The organism is Streptomyces sp. BR123 (assembly GCF_013401435.1).
Taxonomy (GTDB): domain Bacteria; phylum Actinomycetota; class Actinomycetes; order Streptomycetales; family Streptomycetaceae; genus Streptomyces.
Map to the genome: position 1 here is coordinate 1 of NZ_JACBGN010000138.1, position 18455 is coordinate 18455.

The window sequence follows — 18455 nt, forward strand, 5'->3', positions numbered from 1 at the left end:
GGGCTGGGCGGGCGACGCTCCACATGCGGACGGTGCGGTCGTCGCTGGCGCTGGCGAGGGTGCGCCCGTCGGGGCTGAACACCACGGAGCCGACCACGTCGGTGTGGCCGGTGAGGGTGGCGAGCGGGGTGGGCCGCCGCGGGTCGGCGGCGTTCCACAGCCGGATCGGGGAGCGGCCGCCGCCCGCGGAGGCCAGGACGCCGCCGTCGGGGCTGAAGGCGACGGAGAACACGACGGTGTCGTGGCCCTTCAGGGCGGCGAGCGGGACGGGGCGGCGCGGGTCGGTCACGTCGGTGAGCCGGACGGTGGAGTCCTCGCCGGCGCTGGCGAGCGTGCGGCCGTCCGGCGCGAAGGCGACCGCGCGGACGGCGTCGCGGTGGCCGCCGAGCCGGGCGAGGGGAGCGGGGCGGGTGGCGTCGGCGACGTCCCACAGGCCCACGCTGCCGTCGCTGCCGGAGGTGGCGAGCGTGTGTCCGTCGGGGCTGTAGGCGAGGGCGCGCACCTCGCCTCCCTGGCCGGTGAGCGAGGCCAGTTCTGCGGGCCGGGCCGGGTCGGAGACGTCCCAGAGCCGGGCGGTGCCGTCGGCGGATCCGGTGGCCAGGGTGCGGCCGTCGGGCCGGTAGGCCACGGTGCGGACGTCGCCGCCGTGCCCGGTCAGGGCGGCCACGGCGACGGGCCGGTCGGTGCCGTTGGTCTGCCACAGGCGGGCGGTGTCGTCGCCGCTGGCGGTGGCCAGCTGCCGGCCGTCGGGGCGGTAGGCGAGGGCGACGACCTCCTTGGGGTGCGCCGACAGGGTCGTCATCAGGGTGCTGACCAGGCTGTCGCGGGTCTTCGGGGTGGGCGAGAGGCGGTACGCGGCCAGGCTGAGCTGGACGGCCAGCCCGGGCTCGGTGGTGGTGAGGTCGCCGACGCTGTCGGCGAGGTTCCCGGCGACGGCGTCGTTGCGCTGCCGGGTCACCTCGGCGCCGGCCCGGACGGCGCTGGCAGTGGCGACTCCGGCGACCACGACGAGGGCGGCGAGCAGGGCGGTGAGGTAGCCGAGGCGGCGGGCGCGGCGGCGGGCCGAGTTGCCGGCGGCCTCCTCGGCCGCGAGTCCGGCGTCGAGGAAGTCCCGTTCCGCGGCGGTGAGTCCGGTGGCGGCGGCGAGGTCGCGGGCGAGGGCGAGCCGGGTGCCCCGGTAGAGGGCTCCGGGGTCGCGCCCCAGGTTCTCCCAGGCCCGGGCGGCTTCGGTGAGGCGGCGGTGCAGCCGCAGGCGTTCGCGGTCGTCGGTGAGCCAGCCGCGCAGCCGGGGCCAGGCGCGGATCAGTGCCTCGTGGGTGAGTTCGACGCGGCCGTCGTCGAGGGTGAGCAGGCGCAGCCGGGCGGCGCGGGCCAGCACGGTCGCGGTGCCGGCGTCCGAGGGCAGCTCGTCGCGGGCGATGGGGCGCTTGGTGTCCTCGGTTCCCTCGCCGAGGGCGATGAGGTGGACGAAGATGTGCCGGGCCAGCTGCTGCTGCCGGGCGGTGAGGGAGGCGTACAGGGCTTCCGCGGACTGGGCGAGCGCTCCCTCGAAGCCGCCCGCGGCGTGGAAGCCGTCCAGGGTCAGGGCGGCGCCGCGGCGCCGCCGCCAGGTCTCCAGCAGGGCGTGGGACAGCAGGGGCAGGGCGCCGACCTGCCCGTGCGCGTGGGCGACGAGGGTGGCCTGGAGGCCGCCCTCCACGGTGAGGCCGGCCCGTCGGGCCGGTTCGACGACGGCGCGGCGCAGTTCGGCCGCGGTCATGGGGCCGACGACGGTCTGCGCGTCGCGCAGGATCCCGACGAGCGGGGCGTGCCGGGTGCAGTGGGCGTAGAAGTCGGCGCGGACGCCGAGGACGACCCGGCAGCGGGAGCCGGGCCGCTGCGCCTCGCCGACGAGGGCGGCGATGAACCGGCTCCTGGCGGCCGGGTCCGTGCACACGGTGAAGACTTCCTCGAACTGGTCCACGACCAGGACGAGTTCGTCGGCGGTCGCGGGTTCGCGGGGTGCGGCGAGGGCTTCCTCCAGCCGCTGCACGGGGTGCGGTCCGGGGGTGAGGACGCGGGTCGCGGTGTGCGGGGCGTCCTGCCGGAGCCGGGGCAGCAGTCCGGCGTGCAGGAGGGAGGACTTGCCGGCGCCGGAGGCGCCGACCAGGGCGACGACCCGGTGGCGGGCGAGGGTGGCGACGAGGTCCTCGACGAGCCGTTCCCGGCCGAAGAACAGGCCGGCGTCCTCGGCCCGGAAGGCGGCCAGGCCGACATACGGGACGCCGTCGGCGCCGTCCTGCGTCGGGCCTGCACCCTGCCCCCGGTCGTGTCGGTCGTCCGGTTCGCCGCGGCCGGCGGACAGTTCGGCGGCGACGGCGTGCCAGCGCCGCTCCCACTCCCCCGTGTCGCCGCCGCAGGCGCGGACGTAGGCGAGGGTCACGTCCAGGCTCGGCAGCCGCCGGCCGGCCGCCGCCTCGGACAGGGTCGCCACCGAGTAGTGGGCGCGGACCGCGAGGCGGCGGTAGGGCGGGGAGCCCGCCTCGTGGCGCAGGCGGCGCAGGGCGGCGGCGAACCGCAGCAGCGGTCCGTCGTCGCCTTCGAGCGGGCGCTCCTTGCGGGCCATGCCCCTTCCCTTCCCCGAATGATCGGCTTCGTGCCTTCCCGTACGGATTGTTCGGCGGTTGTTTGTTCGCCCGTCCCGCCCCGACACCGAACAACGGATCGCCGCTAGACCTGGGGCGACCGCACACCGCACCGCGTCATGAAGGAGCCCCCGGGTGGACCGACACCGCACCGTCGCCGCGGCGGCCGCCGCCACCACCACGGCCGCGGCCCTGGCAGCCGTCCTGGTCCTGGACGGCTGCGGGTCCTCCGCTCGGGGGGCCGCCCGCGAGCCGAGCGCCGCCGAGTCCCGCACGCTGGAGCGGGCCGAGCAGATCCTGATCAGCCGGTGCATGGCCGCGCGGGGGTTCCCGTACGCGGTGACCGAGGTGCCGGACGACGGAGCGCGCTCCTTCCCGTACGCGCTGGACGACGTCGCGTGGGCCCGGGAGCACGGCTACGGCGGCGCCGAGGAACGGGCCGCCGCCCGGGCCCGCGAGGACGATCCCAACCAGCGGTGGTTCCGGCGGCTGTCGGCGCCGGAGCGTGCGGCCGCCCGTACCGCGCTGATGGGCGCCGCCCCCGTGGGGCTGTCGGTGAAGGCGCCCACCGGGATGACGGTCACCGCCTCCGCGGACGGCTGCATCGCGGACGCGCAGCGCTCCCTGTACGGCGATCCGGCGGCATGGTTCCGGGTCAAGGTCGTCACGATGAACCTGCGGCCGGTGCGGGAGGCGCGGGTCCGCGGGGACGCGCAGTACACCGGCGCGGTCGCCGAGTGGGCCGCGTGCATGAAGGCGGCTGGCCGGCCCCACGCCACCCCCGACGAGTCCCGGCAGGCCGCCGCCCGGTACGGCGAGGACCTGCCGCCGGCCGCGGCGGACGCGGCCGCGGCCGAGCTGGCCGTCGTCGAAGCGACCTGCGCGACCGACACCCGGCTGGCCCGGGTCTCCCAGACTCTGGACCGCGCCTACGGCGAAGAGCTCCGTACCCGGCACCGGGCGGAGATCACGCTCAGGTGGCGGCTCCAGAACGAGGCGCTGCCGAAGGCGCGGCGCCTCACGCAGTCCGAGCACGACACCGCCACCGAGACCTCTGGAGGGTCCCATGCGTAAGTACCGCAGCCTGTTCCTGGCCGGCGCGCTCACCGCCTCGCTACTGGTCGTTCCCGCCGCGCTGACGACGGCGGGCGCCGCCCCGGCCGAGGCCTCCGGCCTGGCCGCGGACGGGAACTACTGGGTGTGGGAGCACACCAACCGCGGCGGGGCCTCGTGCGGCTGGTCCACCAACGACGCCGACTGGCGCACGTGCGGCGCCAACGGCACCTTCGACATGAACGACAAGGCGTCGTCGTGGTGGAACAACGGCTACGCCGGCTCCTACGGGGACATCCGCGTGTACGAGCACATCGGCTACGGCGGGGCGTCGACCTGCGCGCCGAACGGCTCGGCCGGCAACGTCCCGTGGGAGTGGAACGACCGGATCTCCTCCCACAAGTGGGTCACCAACTGCGGCTACTGACGTCCGCCCACGGGGGCCCGCAGGGCGTACCGGACCTGCTCTCCGTCCGTCCCGGTGCGCTCGAAGCCGGCCCGTTTCACCACCCCGTGGGAGGGGGCGTTGCCCTCGTCGACCGTGGCGTGCAGGACGGCGGCCGGGTCGGGCTGCCCGAAGGCCCATGCGGTCAGGCCGTTCAGCGCGTCGGTGGCGAAGCCGTTGCCCCGGGCCGACGGGACGAGGTCGTAGCCGACCTCGGCGTTCCCGTCGGCGTCCGGGGCTGCGTGGAAGCCGATGCCGCCGATCGCGCGGCGGTCCTGCGTGCGGACCACGGCGTACGGGCCCCACCCCGGGCGGTAGGTGCCCTCCCGGTACGCCGCGGCCGTCATCCCGGCGGCGAACCGGGTGCCCTCGCCGGGGCCGTCCTCGGGCCAGGCGAAGCCGCCGCTGCCTCCGGCGTGGAGGTCTTCGGCGACGCCCGGGGTGATCTCGCAGAGCACGATGCGGCCGCCGGCCGGGACGGGGTCGGCGTACCAGCGCCAGGCGCCGAGGCGGGGCAGCCCGGGCAGCGCGGTCCGGCCCGTCGCCCACAGCAGGGTCGGCCAGGGGGCGGCGGCGTCGCGGGGCGTGTGGGGGAAGAGCCGGTCCAGGGCGAAGGTGCAGAGCTCCGGGTCGGGGTCGAAGTCGTGCGTGCCGAGGGCGTCGAGGACGTCGTGGGTGTGCACCAGGGCTTCGACGACGCCCATCGCGGCGAAGCCGTCCGCGTCGGCCGTGCCGTACGGGTGCCAGGCGCGGTCGGCGGGGCCGGCCGCGGCCACGGCGGCCGCCAGCCTGGCGCCGGACGCCGCTATGGCCTCGGCCAGTTCGGCGGGCGGGGCACCGGGGGCCGTGTACCGCTCGACCTCCAGAGGTCCTTGCGCGCGGGCCGTGAGCCGGGCGGCGTACACGGTGAAGTCGTTGACGATGTGGACGGCCGTGTCGTGGCAGCTCCATTCCAGACCGGCCGCGGGCACGGTCCAGTCCTGGTGGGCCGCGTCGTGCAGTGCCTGCGTGATGAGGGAAACGGCTCGGTCGATGGCGTGGGTGCCGGTGATCTTCATGGGCGGAACCCTAGGATGCGGCAGGTGCCCGGGCCAGCGGATATCGGGCGAACCGGGGCCGCACACCCGGAATCTGACGGTGCCGCGGCGGAGAGGCGGAAGTGATGACCGGTCTGCGCGAGGTCCTGGCGCCCTTCGTGGACGGCGGTGCGGTGCCCGGCGCGGTGGCGCTGGTGGACCGCGCCGGCCAGGTGGAGGTCGCCGCGGTCGGTTCCGCCGACGCGGAGGGCACCTCCCCGATGGTCCGGGACTCGATCTTCCGGATCGCCTCGCTGACCAAGCCCGTGACGGCCGCCGCGGTGATGATGCTGGTCGAGGAGGGCCGGTGCGCGTTGGACGATCCCGTCGCGCCGTGGCTGCCGGAGCTGGCGTCGCCCGTCGTGGTGCGGACGCCCGGGAGCCCGGTCGACGACGTGGTGCCGGCGGCCCGCCAGGTCACCGTGTTCGACCTGCTCACCTTCCGCGCGGGGATCGGCTTCCCCGGCGACTTCTCGCTGCCCGCCGTCGCGCCGCTGTTCGGCGAGCTGCGGCAGGGGCCGCCGCGGCCGCAGGAGGTGCCGGCGCCGGACGCGTGGATGCGGGCCCTGTCGCGGATCCCGCTGCTGCACCAGCCGGGTGAGGCCTGGCTGTACGACACGTGCTCGGACGTCCTCGGCGTTTTGGTCGCCAGGGTGTCGGGGAGGCCCCTGCCCGCGTTCCTGGAGGAGCGGGTCTTCGATCCGCTCGGCATGGCCGACACCGGTTTCGAGGTGCCCGCCGCCGATCTGGGCCGCTTCACCAGCCAGTACCGGCAGGCCGGCGGCGGGCTGGAGCTGGTCGACCCGCCCGGCGGGCAGTGGAGCAGCGCCCCGGCGTTCCCGTCCGGTGGCGGCGGCCTGGTCTCGACCGTCGACGACGTGGCGGCCTTCTGTCGGATGCTGCTCGCCGGGGGCGCCCTCGACGGCGGCCGGGGCCGGATCCTGACCGAGGGGTCGGTGCAGCGGATGACCACGGACTGGCTGACTCCCGATCAGCGGGCGGGCGCCGAGCCGTTCCTGGAGGGGCAGGGGTGGGGGTTCGGCGGCTCCGTGGACGTGCTGCCGCGGGATCCGTGGAACGTGCAGGGGCGCTACGGCTGGATCGGCGGCACGGGTACGGCGGCCCACATCACACCGCTGACGGGCACCGTCGCCGTGCTCCTGACCCAGGTGGAGCTGAGCGGCCCGGCCGCGCCCGAGGTGATGCGCGCGTTCTGGACGTACGCCGCCCGGCCGGACCGGGCGGCGTAGCCGGGGCGCAGCGCCGGCGGGACGCGGTGCGGGCGCGGTGCTCAGAGGCGGACGGTCCAGCCGATCGTGGCCCGCAGGGCACCGGCCGTCTTCGGGTCGCGCACGGCGGGGGTGCGGTCCTCGACGGTGACGGACAGCCGGTGGCTGCGCAGGTCGAGCAGCCACAGCTCCGCCACGGCGACCTCGGTCCGGCCGGCGAGGCGCTTCAGCTCCCTTCCGTCGAGGTGCCAGCGGACGTCGAGCTGCCGCCCGTCGGTGCCGGCGAGCCGGGGTACGGACACCTTCGCCGTGTGGGGCAGCCGCAGGGTGCGGGTGGTCGGGGTGACGGCGGTGACAGGCCGGGCGTGCTGGTAGAAGCCGCCGATCATCGCCTCGGTGCCGGGCAGGTTGAAGGGCTTGCCGAGGACCCGCATGAGTGAGCTGTCGGTGGGCCGGTAGAGGCCGGTGACGTAGTAGCCGCCGCCCTCGTACGTGCCGACGGTGCCGCCGTCGGGTGAGGGCTCGCCGAGCCACCGGTGCCACTTGGCCCGTTCGGCGGCCATCCGGTCGGCGGGCAGGGTGGAACTGTTGGAGTCCGCGGGCTCGGGGCCCTCGTACTTCTCGTAGCCGGGGGTGTCGGGGTAGAAGTACTCGTCGGCGAGCTTGCCGAGGGAGTGGCCGGTCTCGTGGATGGCGACCTGTCCGGACTTGGCGTGGCCGGCGGAGGCGGTGGAGATGCCCTCGTAGCCGAGGGTGGCGCTGCGCTCGTTGTAGCCGGCGCCGCCGTACTTGGCGCTGTTGGCCAGGACGAGGACGAGGTCGGCGTCGGGTGCCTGCGCCACGTACGCGTCCACCTTCGGCTGGTCGATGCACAGCAGACGCTCGATGTCCTCGCACCAGAAGTACGAGCCGAGGGCGGTGTCGCGGACGGTGGCGGGCGTGGGATCGCCGGTGACGCCGGAGTCGTGGGAGACGGCGTCGACGGTCCAGACGTTGAAGAGGTTGCGGTAGGTGGTGTACGGCTCGACGGCGGCGATCTCGGCCCATTTGGCCCGGGCGTCGGCGTGGAAGCGGTCCAGCTCGGCTGCGGTGTAGCCGTCGCCGACGACGACGATGTCGAGGCGGTCCGCGGCGGGGCCGCCGTCGACGATCTTGGTGACCCGGCCGTCGGCGGCCCGGTCCGCCTCGGAGAGTCGGGCGCCGTCGGCGGCCCGGCCGGCGGCGGACACCCGGACATGGCCGGATCCCGCGACGGTGCCGTCCTCCGGCCCCGGCACCTCCACCCGGGGGCCGGAGGCGGTCGAGGACGGCGGTGTGGGCGCGGCGGTCGCTCCGGCCGGGCCCACGGCCATCAGCAGCACGGTCGCGCCGACCGCGCAGACGGCGCCGCGCAGGGCCGTCCGGACGGCTCGTTCCATGAAGTCCTCCCCCGGGAAAGGCGGTTAAGCAGTCGAGTAAGCACAGTGAAGCGGCTGCTTAAACTAGGGGCGGCCCGGGGACGTGTGCAATGGCCTGCCGCCCCTGAATACTGGGGAGTTGGAACGAGCAGGGGGTCTTCATGGACGAACCGGCCGAGATCGGTCGCAGGGTTGCCCGGATGCGAGCCGAACGCGGGCTGACACAGCGGGCGTTGGCGGAGCCCTCGTACACCGCCGCCTACATCTCCACCCTGGAGGCGGGCAAGGTCAGGCCCTCGGAGGCAGCGCTGCGCTTCCTCGCCGAGCGGCTCGGGACCTCGTACGAGGAGCTCGCCACCGGCCGCCCCGCCCGTCTGGCCACCGAACTGCGGCTCGCCCTCACCGACGCCCAGCGGACGCTGGCGACCGGCGACGCCGTCGAGGCCGCGGCCCGCTACGGGCAGCTGCTGGCGGACGCCGAACGGCTCGGCCTCGCCGCCGAGCAGGCGGAGGCTCTGCTCGGGCTGGGCGACTGCGCCCTGGAGTCAGGCGAACTGGGCGCGGCAACGGGGCACTTCGAGGCCGCCGAGCGGCTGCTGGCCGGCGAGCCCCTGCCCCGGCGGGCCCGCGCGGTCCGCGGGCGGGCCGTCGCCCACCTGCTCGCCGGGGAGCTGCGCTACGCCTGCTACCTGCTGGAATCGGCGATCGACGAGCTGGACGCGAGCGGGCTGGCCGACCCCGAGGCGCTGGTGCTGCTGTACGCGGCGGTCATCGGCCCGTACATCGACATGGGCGCCCATGCCCGGGCGGCCCGCGCCGCCGAGATCGCCCTCGCCCTGGCCCCGCGGGTCGACGACCCGGCCCTGCTGGCGGGGATGCACCGGCAGGTGGCGCGGACGTTCCTGGCGGCGGGCCGCACGGCGGACGCCGACGCCTCCCTCGCCAAGGCGCAGGCGATCTACCGGCAGCTGCGGCTGCGCACGGACCTGGCGCACTGCCACTGGATGCGGGGCTACGTGCAGGCGCAGAACGGCGACCTGGCGTCGGCGGAGGCCGAGTTGCGCACGGCCCGGGACATGCTGGCGGCCCGGCGGGCGGCCCTGTACACGGCGCAGGTGGAGGTGGAGCTCGCGGATGTGCTGCGCCGGCTGGGCCGCGGCGAGGAGGCGGCGGAGCTGCTCGCCGGCCTGCTGGAGCTGGGCGACAGCCACGGGGCGGTGCACGCGGGCGGGGCGCACCGGCTGCTCGGCCTGATGGCGGAGGAGCGCGGGGAGACGGAGTGCGCCGAGCAGCACTACGTGCAGGCGCTGGCCCTGCTGGAGCGGAGCGGGGCGAGCGGGGACCTGGCGGACCTGTGCCGGCTGCTGGGCGACCTGCTGCGGCGCACCGGCCGCACCGAGGCCGCGCTGGACGCGTACCGGACGGGCCTGGGACACCGTGCGGCCCCGGGGACGACGACGCTGGGCCCGGCCCCGGCGGCCCCGCCGGCGGTACTCGGGGGCGGTCGGGCCCGGCCTGACCGAGCGGCCCGACCGGACCGGGCCGACTGACCGGTCCGACCGACCGGGCCGAAGGGGCCGGGCGGACCGCGCCGGCCGAACGGAGCGGGGTGACCGGTCGAGGTGACCGTCCGGGCCGGCCGAACGGTCCGGGCGGACCGGGCGGACCGGGCGGACCGGGCGGACCGGGCAGGCCGAGCGGGCCGGACGCTCCGGGCGGGCCGGGCCGCTCGGTCGGCCCGGGGGACCGGGGCGCTCGGGCTCGGGCGTACGACCTGGTCAGGTGCCGTCGGGCTTCTCCTGCTCCGCGCTCGTGCGGGCACGGGCGCCCGTGCGGGTGCGCCCTGCCGTCTGGGCGCGGTGGGGGTGGCGGCGCACGTACTCGTGCTCCAGCTCGTTCATCCGCTGCGTATGGGTGACCAGCGCGTCGTCCGACCCGTGCAGCAGGGTCTCGTGGCGGGTGCGGTGGATGGCCTCCAGCTCCTTGAGCAGCCTGCCTTCCTCCAGCTTCCGCGCCGATGGACCGCCGTCGTGCTCAGCCATGGCCGCTACACCTCCTGCTCTGCGTCGCCGACGGACCCGGTGACTCCATCATCCCCTCCACGAGCCCTTTCGGCCCGGCCGCGGCCCGCCGGAGCACCATCGTCGGCACCATCGAGTAGACACTGTCTACCGAATCGGATAGACAGGTGCCATGGACCAGGAGAAACCGCTTCGGGAGCGGCTGATCGACGTGGGCGTCGACCTCGTGCTGACCGAGGGCACCGCCGCCGTCGGGCTGCGCGAGATCGCCCGCCGGGCCGGCGTGTCCCACGGCGCGCCCCGCCGCTACTTCCCCACCCACCACGCCCTGCTGTCGGCGATCGCCCGGCGCGGCTTCGAAGACCTCGCGGCCCGGGTCGGAGCCGCGATCGCCGGCACGGCAGCGCCGCGGGCCCGGCTCCGTGCCATCGCGGGGGTGTACGTCGGCCACGCGCTGGAGCGGCGCGGCATGTTCGAGCTGATGTTCCGCCACGACCTGCTGGACAGCACGGGCCGGGAGGACACCGGGCAGCCGCAGCTGCGCGCGTCGACGCTGCCGCTGTTCGAGCTGCTCGTCTCGCTGGTCTCACGGTGCGGTGTCACGACGGACGCCGAGGTCACGGCGGCCGCACTGTGGGCCAACCTGCACGGGGTGGCCCAGCTGTGGGCCTTCGGCAGCCTGCCGCTGGTCCTCGGCACCGACGGGGAGGAGTACGTCGGGCGCCTCGTCGACGCGGCCCTCGACGCCCATCTCGGCGCGGCCGCGTCATGAGGCAGCGGATCGCGCTGGTGGTCAGCGTCGCCGGCGCGATGCTCGTCGCCCTCGACGGAACGGTACTGAGCGTGGCGCAGCCTGCGCTGCGCCGCGACCTCGGGGCGAGCGTGGCGCAGGTGCAGTGGACCAGTACCGCCTATCTGCTCGCCGTGGCCGCGTTCCTCGTCATCGCCGGCCGTCTCGGCGACCGGTACGGGCACGCCCGGCTGCTGCTGGTCGGCGTCCTGGGCTTCGCCGCGGCCTCGGCGGGCATCGCGGCGGCGCCCGGGGCCGGCTGGGTGATCGCCCTGCGGGCCGTGCAGGGCCTGTTCGGGGCGCTGCTCCAGCCGGCGACGCTGGCCCTGCTGCGGCTGGCGTACCCTGCCGAGCGGCTCGCCGGGCCGGTGGCCGTCCGCACCGGGGCGATCGGGGTGGCCGCGGCCGCCGGACCGCTGCTCGGGGGGCTGCTGGTCGCGCAGGCGGGCTGGCGGTCGGTGTTCTGGCTGAACGTGCCGGTGGCCGTGGTGATCGCCGTCCTGGTGCTCGCCGTACGGGCACCCGCGCCGCAGCGGACCGCTCCCGGCGGGCCGCAGCCGGTGGGCGCGGCGCTGCTCGCCGCCGCCCTCGGGGTCCTCGTGCACGCGCTGGCCGGCGTACCGGAGCACGGGTGGCTGTCCGCGCCGACGCTGCTCGGGCTCTGCGGGGCCGCCGGGATCGGCGTGCTGTTCGTGCGCCGTGAACGGCGGGCCGCGGAGCCGCTGGTGCCGCCCGCCGTGGCGCGGTCGGTGTCGGTCACCGCGTCGATGGCGCTGCTGCTGTGCGTCTCCGCGGGTATGTTCGGGGCGCTGTTCACGGCCACCTTCCTGCTCCAGGAGCGGCGTGGGCTGGACCCGCTGGCCACCGGCCTGCTCGTGCTGCCGCTCACCGCGTGCATGGTCGCCGGTGCGCCGGCGGCCGGATCGCTGCTGCGGCGGTGGGGGCCGAGGCGGACCGCGCTCGCGGGCACGGCCCTGGTCGCCGCCGGTGTCGCCGGGCTCTGCCTGTGGTCCGGGCCCGCGGTCACGGCGGCGTTCGCGGTGCTCGGCGCCGGTTTCGCCGCCGTCATGGTGACCGCCACCGGGACCGTCGTCGGGGACGCCCCGCCCGGGTACGCGGGGGTCGTCGGGGGCCTCAAGCAGACCGCGATGAACGTGGGGCCCGCGTTCGGGATCGCCGTCGCCGCGGGCGCGGGGGTCTCGTCGGCGGCACTCCTCGCACTGGCGGCCCTGGCCGGCGTCGGGCTGCTGCCCGCGTCACTGCTGCCGCGCGGCGCGCGCCCGGCAGCTGCGGGCGACGTCGTCGGCGAACACCCGGGCCAGCGGGGACAGGGCGGACCAGCGGCGGACCGCCCAGCCGACCGGGAGGGGCGGCAGGGCGGGGACCGGGACGAGCCGCAGCGGCCCGCCGGAGCCGGGCACCTGCCAGCCGGGCAGGGCGGGCACCACGGCGTGGCCCAGCCCCAGTTCGGCCAGCAGTAGGGCGGTGTCCCAGTCGGCCACGCCGGTGTCGGAGCGGATGGTGATGCCGGCTTCGGTGAGGGCGGTGTCGAGGTGGGCGCGGGAGGTGGAGTTCTCCGGGAGCCGGATGTGGCGGATGCCGGCCAGATCGGCGGTGTCGATGCGGGACCGGGAGGCGAGGGGGTCCTCGGCGGCGGTCGCGAGGACCCAGGGCAGATCCATGACGGGGCGCTGCTCGATGCCGCGCACCGGCTTGCCGATGGTGACCCAGGCGAGGTCCAGGTCGTCGGCGGCGAGGGCGTCGAAGCAGCTGCGGCTTGAGTTCTCGGTCTGGAATTCCAGGCTCACCTCCGGGTGGCGGCGGCGGAAGCCGACGACCGCCTCGGACATGAAGTGGCGGACGGTCGTCGCCCCCGTGGTGATGCGGACCGATCCGGTGTCCCCGCGTACGAGGTCGTCCAGGCGGCGCAGCGCCCCGTCGAGGCCGGCGATGCCGTCGGCGGCGGCCGCCTGGAGGATCCGGCCGGCCTCGGTGGGGAGGGCGCCGCGGGCGTGGCGGGCGAGCAGGGCCGTGCCGATCTGCTTCTCCAGGCGGCGGACGTGCTGGCTGACGGCGGACTGGGTGCAGCCGAGGTCGCGGGCGACGGCGCTGAGGCTGCCGGCCCGGCAGACGGCCACGAAGACACGGAGGTCGTCGAGAGTCATGGATCCAAGCTATCGCTTGGAGGTTGACAGTGAATCAGAGGATTGACTTGGGTATGAGGGTGGATGACGATCGTGGCGGGTCCCAGGGCGGCAACCCGTCCCCGCCCGCGCCGTCGTCCGGACGCGGGGGTGGGCGGTGACGGGTGCCGACCCGCTCAGGAGAACGGAAGCCGAGCCTTGACCAGACCGGATGCGCTCGCGCTGCTGCGCGAGCTCGGCGCCGAGCGGATCCCGCATCCCGGCGGGACGCTCCTCGCACACCTCACCCGCGTCGAGGCGCTGCTGGAGTCCTGGGGCGCACGGCCCGAGCTGCGGCTCGCCGGCCTGTGCCACGCGTTCTACGGCACGGACGGCTTCGCCACCGCCCTGCTCCCGGTCACCCGGCGGGCCGAACTCGCCGCGGTCATCGGGACCGGCGCCGAGGAGACCGCCTACTTGTACGCCTGCTGCGACCGCTCGGCCTCGTACCCCTCGCTCGCCGCTGGAGAGCCTGCCTTCCGGGACCGGTTCACCGGCCGCCTCCACACCCCGGACCTGCAGGCCCGGCGGGACTTCGCGGAGCTGACGGCCGCGAACGAGCTGGACCTCGCCCGGACCGACCCCGTGTTCCGGGCGACGTACGGACCGGACCTGCGCGGCCTGTTCGCCCGCTGGCAGGGGCTGCTGAGCGGCCCGGCACTGCGGGAGTGCCGGGCCGTACTCGGGGAGGCCTGAGCCGGACCGCGGGGACCGGGGCGCGCCGGGCAGCCGGGCCGGGTGTCCGGGTCAGGGCGTGGGCGGCGGGGCGGAACCGGCCGGGACCGGGTCGGCGGCCGGGACGCTGGTGCCTTCGGCGGTGACGGTGAACGCGCCCGAGGCCGTACCGGACTTCACCCACAGGATGCCGCCGCGGTCCGCGGGGTCGAAGAACCAGCCGGTCACGGCCGCGTCATAGGCGGCCTTGGAGGTCAGGCGGGCCAGGGCGGAGCCGTCGACGGCGACCCGGCCGGGCGCGGACGCCACATGGAGGGTGAACGCGTAGCCGCGGGCAGCGGGCTTGCCTGCGTAGTCGCCGACGGGGGCGCCCACGGAGACGGTGACCGTGCCGGATCCGGCGGCCGGGGCGGTGACGTCGACCTGCTGGCGGGCGTACGCTCCGGACAGGTGGGCGCGGGTGAGCCCGTCGTCCTCGTACAGGCTGAACGAGGACGCTCCGCGCGGGTGGATGTCGTAGGTGAGCACGGAGACGGGCTTCTCGCCCGTGTGGTTCATCTGCGGCCACATCGGCACGATCGCGCCGCCCTTGACGAACAGCGGCAGTGTGTCGAGGGGCGCCCGGTAGCCGTTCAAGAGGCCGGGCCCGGCGTACGTCTTCCCCGTCCAGTAGTCCGTCCACGTCCCGGCGGGCAGGTGGATGCCGTCGCGGACGGTCGTGTCGGAGACGACCGGTGCGACGAGGAAGGAGTCGCCGGCCATGAACTGGCCGCTGGTGAGGTTGCCGCGGGCCACCGGGTCCTCGGGGTATTCGAGGACCATGGCGCGGGTGCTGGGCACGCCGGTCTCGTGGGCGGTGCGGCTCATCGTGTACAGGTACGGCATCAGGCGCATCTTCAGCTGGAGGTACTTGCGGTTGATCGACCGGTAGGGCTCGGCGAACCGCCAGGGCTGCTTGTCGTGGTAGCCGGCGGACGGGTTGGCGGCGCCCCAGCCGGACATGGTCATGAAGGCCGGGGTGAAGGCCTTCCACTGGAGGTCCCGGGTGTACGTCTGCGGGCTGCCGCCGAAGATGCCGTCGACGTCGCCGGCGGCGTAGTTGAGGCCGGAGAGGCCGGCCCCGGCGATGGCGGGGACGTGCCAGCGCATGTCGTCCCAGGTGCCGTGGGTGTCTCCGGTCCACACGACGGCGTTGCGCTGGGTGCCGGACCAGCCGTCGACCGTCCAGACGAACCGGCGGGCGTCGGAGTTCCCCTCGATGCCGTCGACGGCCTGCTGCACTCCGGCGAAGGCCTGCTTGTAGCCGCCGCCGATCCAGGCCACGTCGGTCTTCACGGCCCGGGAGCCGGCAGAGCCGACCTCCTCGGCGATGTCCGCGAGCCCGGTGGAGGTCCACAGGCCGGTCCGGAAGCCCCTGGCCTGCAGGGCGTCGACGGTCCGTTTCAGGGGTGCGGTGTAGCCGCAGCCGTAGCCGTCGTTGGGCAGGAACCAGCCGGAGGGCATGTCGGCGGCCCGGGCGTCGTCCGCGTACCCGACCACGTCGGGGGTGGTCTGGTGGCGGGGTCGGCCGTGGTCGCCCTGGTAGTCGGGGTTGGAGGCGTTGAAACAGTCGGCGTTGCCGAGTTCAAGGCCCCACAGCGGGGCCAGGAACGGCTTGCCGCTCACGTCGGTATAGGCGTCGAGCACGGATTTGGGGGAGTCGCCGGTGAAGTACCAGGCGTCGAACCGCTTCTCGTCGTGGGTGAGGGTGGTGGGGGCGTTGAAGCCGTACGAGCCGGGCGCCCACGTGTTGCGCATCACGCCGTAGCCGTTGGTGGACATGTAGAAGGGGGCCGGACTGGCGTTGCCGTTCTCGCGCCAGGTGTTGTCGACGGCGACCGGGACGGTCTTGCCGCGCAGGGCCCATTCCCCGAGGCGGAGACCGGTGCCGTAGAACTGCTCGTCCGCGCCGCGGGTCAGGTACTGGGTGGTGCGGTTGCCGGTCCATGCGGTGGGCCGGCTCTCCTCCCAGACGAGGGTGGTGTCGTCGGCGCGGTAGACGGAGAACGTGAGGGGCGACTTGTTGACGCGGATGCTGAGGGAGCGGGTGGTGATCCGGTAGTGGGAGCCCGCGTCGGTCCAGTCGGCGCCGACGGGGCCGAAGTCGGTGGTGACGGCCAGGTCGGAGCCGGCCGGGTCGTGGGCGAAGGAACCGTCGGGCGAGAGCCAGAGCCGGAAGATGTCGGCGCGGGCGATGACCACGCGGGCCCGGGCCCCGCTGGACGCGGTGACGGTGAAGGTGTTCCCCGACCGGGAGAACCCGGTCACGTCGCCCGCCGTGGCCGGGGCAGGGGCCGCGGAAGGGCCGGGGGCCGCGGAGGCGGGAAGGATCAGCGGCCCGGCGGCTGCCAGGCCCGCCATGGCCAGGCCCCCGGCGGCCGGCGCGGCCAGGAGGCCGCGCCGCCGCCTACGCGGGCGCGTGCGGATGCCGAACAGTGTCATGGGCAGCTCCTCGTGCGGTCCGTGTCACGGACACACCGATTTGGCATGCGCCTGGCAACATAGCGATCCACGGAGATCACGTGAAGAAAGCTGCTCGAACTGGCCGATAATCAAGCAGTTTCGAGCATGCCCGGCCATGCTCCCCCAGCCCGTCCCCTCGCATCCGCGTGCCCGTGGAGCGGTGCGCCCTCACACGGACCGGTGCCGCCGCCGGACCGGGATGGGGTGATGCCGGGGCCGGGGGTGCCGGGGTGGTGTGGTGGTGGCCGCACGTGCTGAAGAGCAGGACCGGCCTGCCGGGGCGCCGGCACCAGGAGATGCGTTGCGGCACCTGTACGCACACGGGGCAGTGCGCAGGGTGCGGATCGCGCACGGCGGTCATGGTCCTGGCACTGTGCCACGGGCCGGCCCCGGGCGCACGGGCGGACCGGCCCGGATCCGGCCGGTCAGCGCGCGTTCTCCCGGGCGGCCACCACGAGACCGGATTCGTAGGCCGCGATCACGGCCTGGGCCCGGTCGCGGACGCCGAGCTTGGTGAAGACGCCCGTGATGTGGTTCTTCACCGTCGAGACGCTGATGTCCAGCTCCCGGGCGATCCCCGCGTTGTCCAGGCCGGTGGCGAGCAGCCGCCATATCTCCTGCTCGCGGGGGGTGAGTTCGGCGGCTGCAGCGGGGGCCGCGGCCACCCCCGGGCCGCGCAGCCGGTCCGGGGCGCGGACGTACGCCGCGATGAGCCGGGTCAGCAGCCGCGGCGCCACCGCCGCCTCCCCGGCGTGTACGGTGCGCACGGCCGCGGTCAGCTCCTCGGGGGAGACGTCCTTCGGGAGGAAACCGTGGGCGCCGGCGCGCAGGGCGGCGACGACGAACTCGTCCATGTCGAAGGTGCTCAGGGCCAGCACCCGGGTTTCGGGGAGGGTACGGGCGAGTTCCCCGGTGGCGCCGACCCCGTCGAGGACCGGCATCCGGATGTCCATGACGACCACGTCGGGCCGCAGCCTCCGGGCGAGGGCGACGGCCTCGGCGCCGTCGCCGGCCTCGCCCACCACCTCGACGTCCGGCTCCGGGGCCAGGATCAGGGCCAGGCCGCGCCGGACCAGCGGCTGGTCGTCCGCGATCAGCACACGGATCACCGGTGCCCCACCTCCTCTTCTCCCCCGGCACGCCCCCGGTCTCCCGCCGCATCGGCGGGGATGCGGGCCGCCACCCGGAAGCCGCCTCCGTGGACGGCTCCCGCCTCCAGGGTTCCGCCCTGCAGGGCGACGCGTTCGCGCATGCCGATCAGACCGTACCCGGACGCCGGCGCCGCCGCGGACGCCTGCTCCGCCCGGTCGTTGGTGACCTCGACGCGCACCTCGGCCGGGCGGTAGGTCAGCCGTACGCGGGTCCGCGCCTGCCCGGCGTGCCTGCGGGCGTTCGTCAGGGCCTCCTGGACGATGCGGAACACCGTCAGGCCCACGCTCGGCGGCAGAGCGCGTACCGGCCCGTCCACGGTGAACTCGGTCTGTGTTCCGCCGAGTCGGGACTCCGTGACGAGCCGGTCGAGGTCCGCGGCCCCGGGCTGCGGCTCCGGTGGCGTCCCCTCCCGGTCCGGCTCGTCACCGGCCCGCAGTACGTCGAGCAGCTGCCGCATTTCGCGCAGTGCGATGCGGCCGGAGCCCTCCAGCGTGATCAGGGCCTCGCGGGCCGCGCCGGGGTCGTGTGTCAGGTTGGCGCGGGCGCCGCCGGCCATCAGCTGCATGGTCGTGATGTGGTGGGCCACGATGTCGTGCAGCTCGCGGGCGATCCGGCGGCGTTCCTCGGCGACGGCGCGGTCGGCGAGGAGGGTGCGGTGGGCCTCGGCCTCCCGGGCCCGGCGGCGCACGGCCGCGCCCGTGCCGGCGCAGAGGACGGCGGCGACCGTGTTGCCGAGCAGGCCCCACAGCCAGGAGTCCGGACCGCTGCCGTCGACGGAGTGGCCGAGCAGGGACAGGGGTACGGTCGCGGCGGCCGCCGCGGCCGCGACGCGCCCGCTGCCGAACCGGGCCACCGAGTAGAGGGCGACGGCGAGGGCCGCGCCGAAGTGCGGGACCGGCGGTGTCGCCAGATTCAGCAGCACGCCGAGGGCGAGGACGGCCGCCAGCGCCCCGAGCGGGTGGCGGCGCCGGATCACCAGGCAGAGCCCGGCCGCCACCAGCAGGGCCAGCGCGGGCACGGTCAGGGTCCGGCCTTCGGCCATGGCCCCGAGCGTGTAGCCGGTGAGGTCGACGGCCGCGGCCCCGACGGCCACCAGTGCGTCATTGTGGCTCCAGGCGAACGCCCGGGCCGGTGCGGGGGTTCGGGCACCGGCGGCCGGGCGGGCCGGGGCGCAGGCGTCCGCCGCCGCGGGGCCGCCTCCCGAGGCCGGATCAGCTCCCTTTGCAGGGCCGGGTCCCGAGACCGGGTCAGCTCCCTTTGCAGGGCCGGCTTCCATCGTGGGGGCGGGGGCGAAGGCGGGGGCTGTGG

Annotated in this window: 14 protein-coding genes and 1 pseudogene; 7 read left to right on the forward strand and 8 right to left on the reverse strand. The window is 75.5% G+C overall.

Annotation, left to right across the window (positions count from 1 at the left end; genetic code table 11):
• On the reverse strand, positions 1 to 2605 hold a 2605-nt coding region (locus HYE82_RS20980), incomplete at its 3' end, for a hypothetical protein (RefSeq protein ID WP_179175666.1).
• A 154-nt stretch (positions 2606 to 2759) separates the two neighbouring features.
• On the opposite strand from HYE82_RS20980, the gene HYE82_RS20985 reads away from it, so the two are divergent.
• On the forward strand, positions 2760 to 3698 hold the full coding sequence (locus tag HYE82_RS20985) for a hypothetical protein (RefSeq protein ID WP_179175667.1): 939 nt from the start codon (positions 2760 to 2762) through the stop codon (positions 3696 to 3698).
• Entirely contained in the window at positions 3691 to 4104 is a 414-nt protein-coding gene (locus HYE82_RS20990; protein WP_179175668.1) for a peptidase inhibitor family I36 protein, read from the forward strand. Before HYE82_RS20985 ends, HYE82_RS20990 begins: the two co-directional genes overlap by 8 nt.
• Here HYE82_RS20990 and HYE82_RS20995 read toward each other — a convergent pair.
• Positions 4098 to 5180, reverse strand: coding sequence for a GNAT family N-acetyltransferase (locus HYE82_RS20995; RefSeq protein ID WP_179175669.1), 1083 nt, complete (start codon positions 5178 to 5180; stop codon positions 4098 to 4100). The genes HYE82_RS20990 and HYE82_RS20995 overlap by 7 nt on opposite strands.
• Before the next feature lie 104 nt (positions 5181 to 5284).
• Between HYE82_RS20995 and HYE82_RS21000 the strand changes: the two genes are divergently transcribed.
• A complete protein-coding gene (locus HYE82_RS21000; protein WP_179175670.1) occupies positions 5285 to 6448 on the forward strand; it encodes a serine hydrolase in 1164 nt (387 codons plus the stop codon).
• 41 nt (positions 6449 to 6489) lie between these two features.
• Here the strand turns inward: HYE82_RS21000 and HYE82_RS21005 are convergent, their stop codons facing one another.
• Entirely contained in the window at positions 6490 to 7845 is a 1356-nt protein-coding gene (locus HYE82_RS21005; RefSeq protein ID WP_179175671.1) for a M64 family metallopeptidase, read from the reverse strand.
• 140 nt (positions 7846 to 7985) lie between these two features.
• Between HYE82_RS21005 and HYE82_RS21010 the strand changes: the two genes are divergently transcribed.
• Positions 7986 to 9374: a helix-turn-helix transcriptional regulator gene (locus HYE82_RS21010; RefSeq protein WP_179175672.1), complete on the forward strand. Its 1389-nt coding sequence runs from the start codon at positions 7986 to 7988 to the stop codon at positions 9372 to 9374.
• A gap of 228 nt (positions 9375 to 9602) precedes the next feature.
• Here HYE82_RS21010 and HYE82_RS21015 read toward each other — a convergent pair whose 3' ends face one another.
• Positions 9603 to 9866, reverse strand: a complete 264-nt coding sequence (locus tag HYE82_RS21015; protein WP_179175673.1) for a DUF6158 family protein — start codon at positions 9864 to 9866, stop codon at positions 9603 to 9605.
• Between the two features lie 151 nt (positions 9867 to 10017).
• On the opposite strand from HYE82_RS21015, the gene HYE82_RS21020 reads away from it, so the two are divergent.
• Together HYE82_RS21020 and HYE82_RS21025 are read left to right on the forward strand one after the other, a co-directional pair.
• A complete protein-coding gene (locus HYE82_RS21020; RefSeq protein ID WP_179175674.1) occupies positions 10018 to 10617 on the forward strand; it encodes a TetR/AcrR family transcriptional regulator in 600 nt (199 codons plus the stop codon).
• A pseudogene (locus HYE82_RS21025) lies at positions 10614 to 11915 on the forward strand (MFS transporter); the annotation flags it as partial. The gene HYE82_RS21020 and the pseudogene HYE82_RS21025, both read left to right, overlap by 4 nt.
• Here HYE82_RS21025 and HYE82_RS21030 read toward each other — a convergent pair.
• The gene (locus HYE82_RS21030) at positions 11892 to 12800 is read right to left on the reverse strand and encodes a LysR family transcriptional regulator (RefSeq protein ID WP_179175675.1); all 909 of its coding nucleotides are present in this window, start codon (positions 12798 to 12800) and stop codon (positions 11892 to 11894) included. The pseudogene HYE82_RS21025 and the gene HYE82_RS21030 overlap by 24 nt on opposite strands.
• Before the next feature lie 177 nt (positions 12801 to 12977).
• Between HYE82_RS21030 and HYE82_RS21035 the strand changes: the two genes are divergently transcribed.
• Complete coding sequence (locus HYE82_RS21035) at positions 12978 to 13514, forward strand: DUF6817 domain-containing protein (protein ID WP_179175676.1); 537 nt, start codon at positions 12978 to 12980, stop codon at positions 13512 to 13514.
• A gap of 51 nt (positions 13515 to 13565) precedes the next feature.
• On the opposite strand, the gene HYE82_RS21040 is transcribed toward HYE82_RS21035, so the two are convergent.
• The 3 genes from HYE82_RS21040 to HYE82_RS21050 form a co-directional block, all read right to left on the reverse strand.
• Positions 13566 to 15974 (reverse strand): TIM-barrel domain-containing protein, encoded by a 2409-nt coding sequence (locus HYE82_RS21040; protein ID WP_218782870.1) that lies wholly within the window; start codon positions 15972 to 15974, stop codon positions 13566 to 13568.
• Between the two features lie 446 nt (positions 15975 to 16420).
• Positions 16421 to 17104, reverse strand: coding sequence for a response regulator transcription factor (locus tag HYE82_RS21045; protein ID WP_309144391.1), 684 nt, complete (start codon positions 17102 to 17104; stop codon positions 16421 to 16423).
• Positions 17101 to 18240, reverse strand: a complete 1140-nt coding sequence (locus HYE82_RS21050; RefSeq protein ID WP_309144392.1) for a histidine kinase — start codon at positions 18238 to 18240, stop codon at positions 17101 to 17103. The genes HYE82_RS21045 and HYE82_RS21050 overlap by 4 nt, the downstream gene beginning before the upstream one ends.
• Positions 18241 to 18455 lie beyond the last annotated feature (215 nt).

Coding starts and splice junctions, on each gene's coding strand:
- HYE82_RS20990 (WP_179175668.1), top strand. CDS start 3,691: ATGCGTAAGTACCGCAGCCTGTTCCTGGCCGGCGCGCTCACCGCCTCG.
- HYE82_RS20995 (WP_179175669.1), bottom strand. CDS start 5,180: ATGAAGATCACCGGCACCCACGCCATCGACCGAGCCGTTTCCCTCATC.
- HYE82_RS21000 (WP_179175670.1), top strand. CDS start 5,285: ATGACCGGTCTGCGCGAGGTCCTGGCGCCCTTCGTGGACGGCGGTGCG.
- HYE82_RS21005 (WP_179175671.1), bottom strand. CDS start 7,845: ATGGAACGAGCCGTCCGGACGGCCCTGCGCGGCGCCGTCTGCGCGGTC.
- HYE82_RS21010 (WP_179175672.1), top strand. CDS start 7,986: ATGGACGAACCGGCCGAGATCGGTCGCAGGGTTGCCCGGATGCGAGCC.
- HYE82_RS21015 (WP_179175673.1), bottom strand. CDS start 9,866: ATGGCTGAGCACGACGGCGGTCCATCGGCGCGGAAGCTGGAGGAAGGC.
- HYE82_RS21020 (WP_179175674.1), top strand. CDS start 10,018: ATGGACCAGGAGAAACCGCTTCGGGAGCGGCTGATCGACGTGGGCGTC.
- HYE82_RS21030 (WP_179175675.1), bottom strand. CDS start 12,800: ATGACTCTCGACGACCTCCGTGTCTTCGTGGCCGTCTGCCGGGCCGGC.
- HYE82_RS21040 (WP_218782870.1), bottom strand. CDS start 15,974: ATGACACTGTTCGGCATCCGCACGCGCCCGCGTAGGCGGCGGCGCGGC.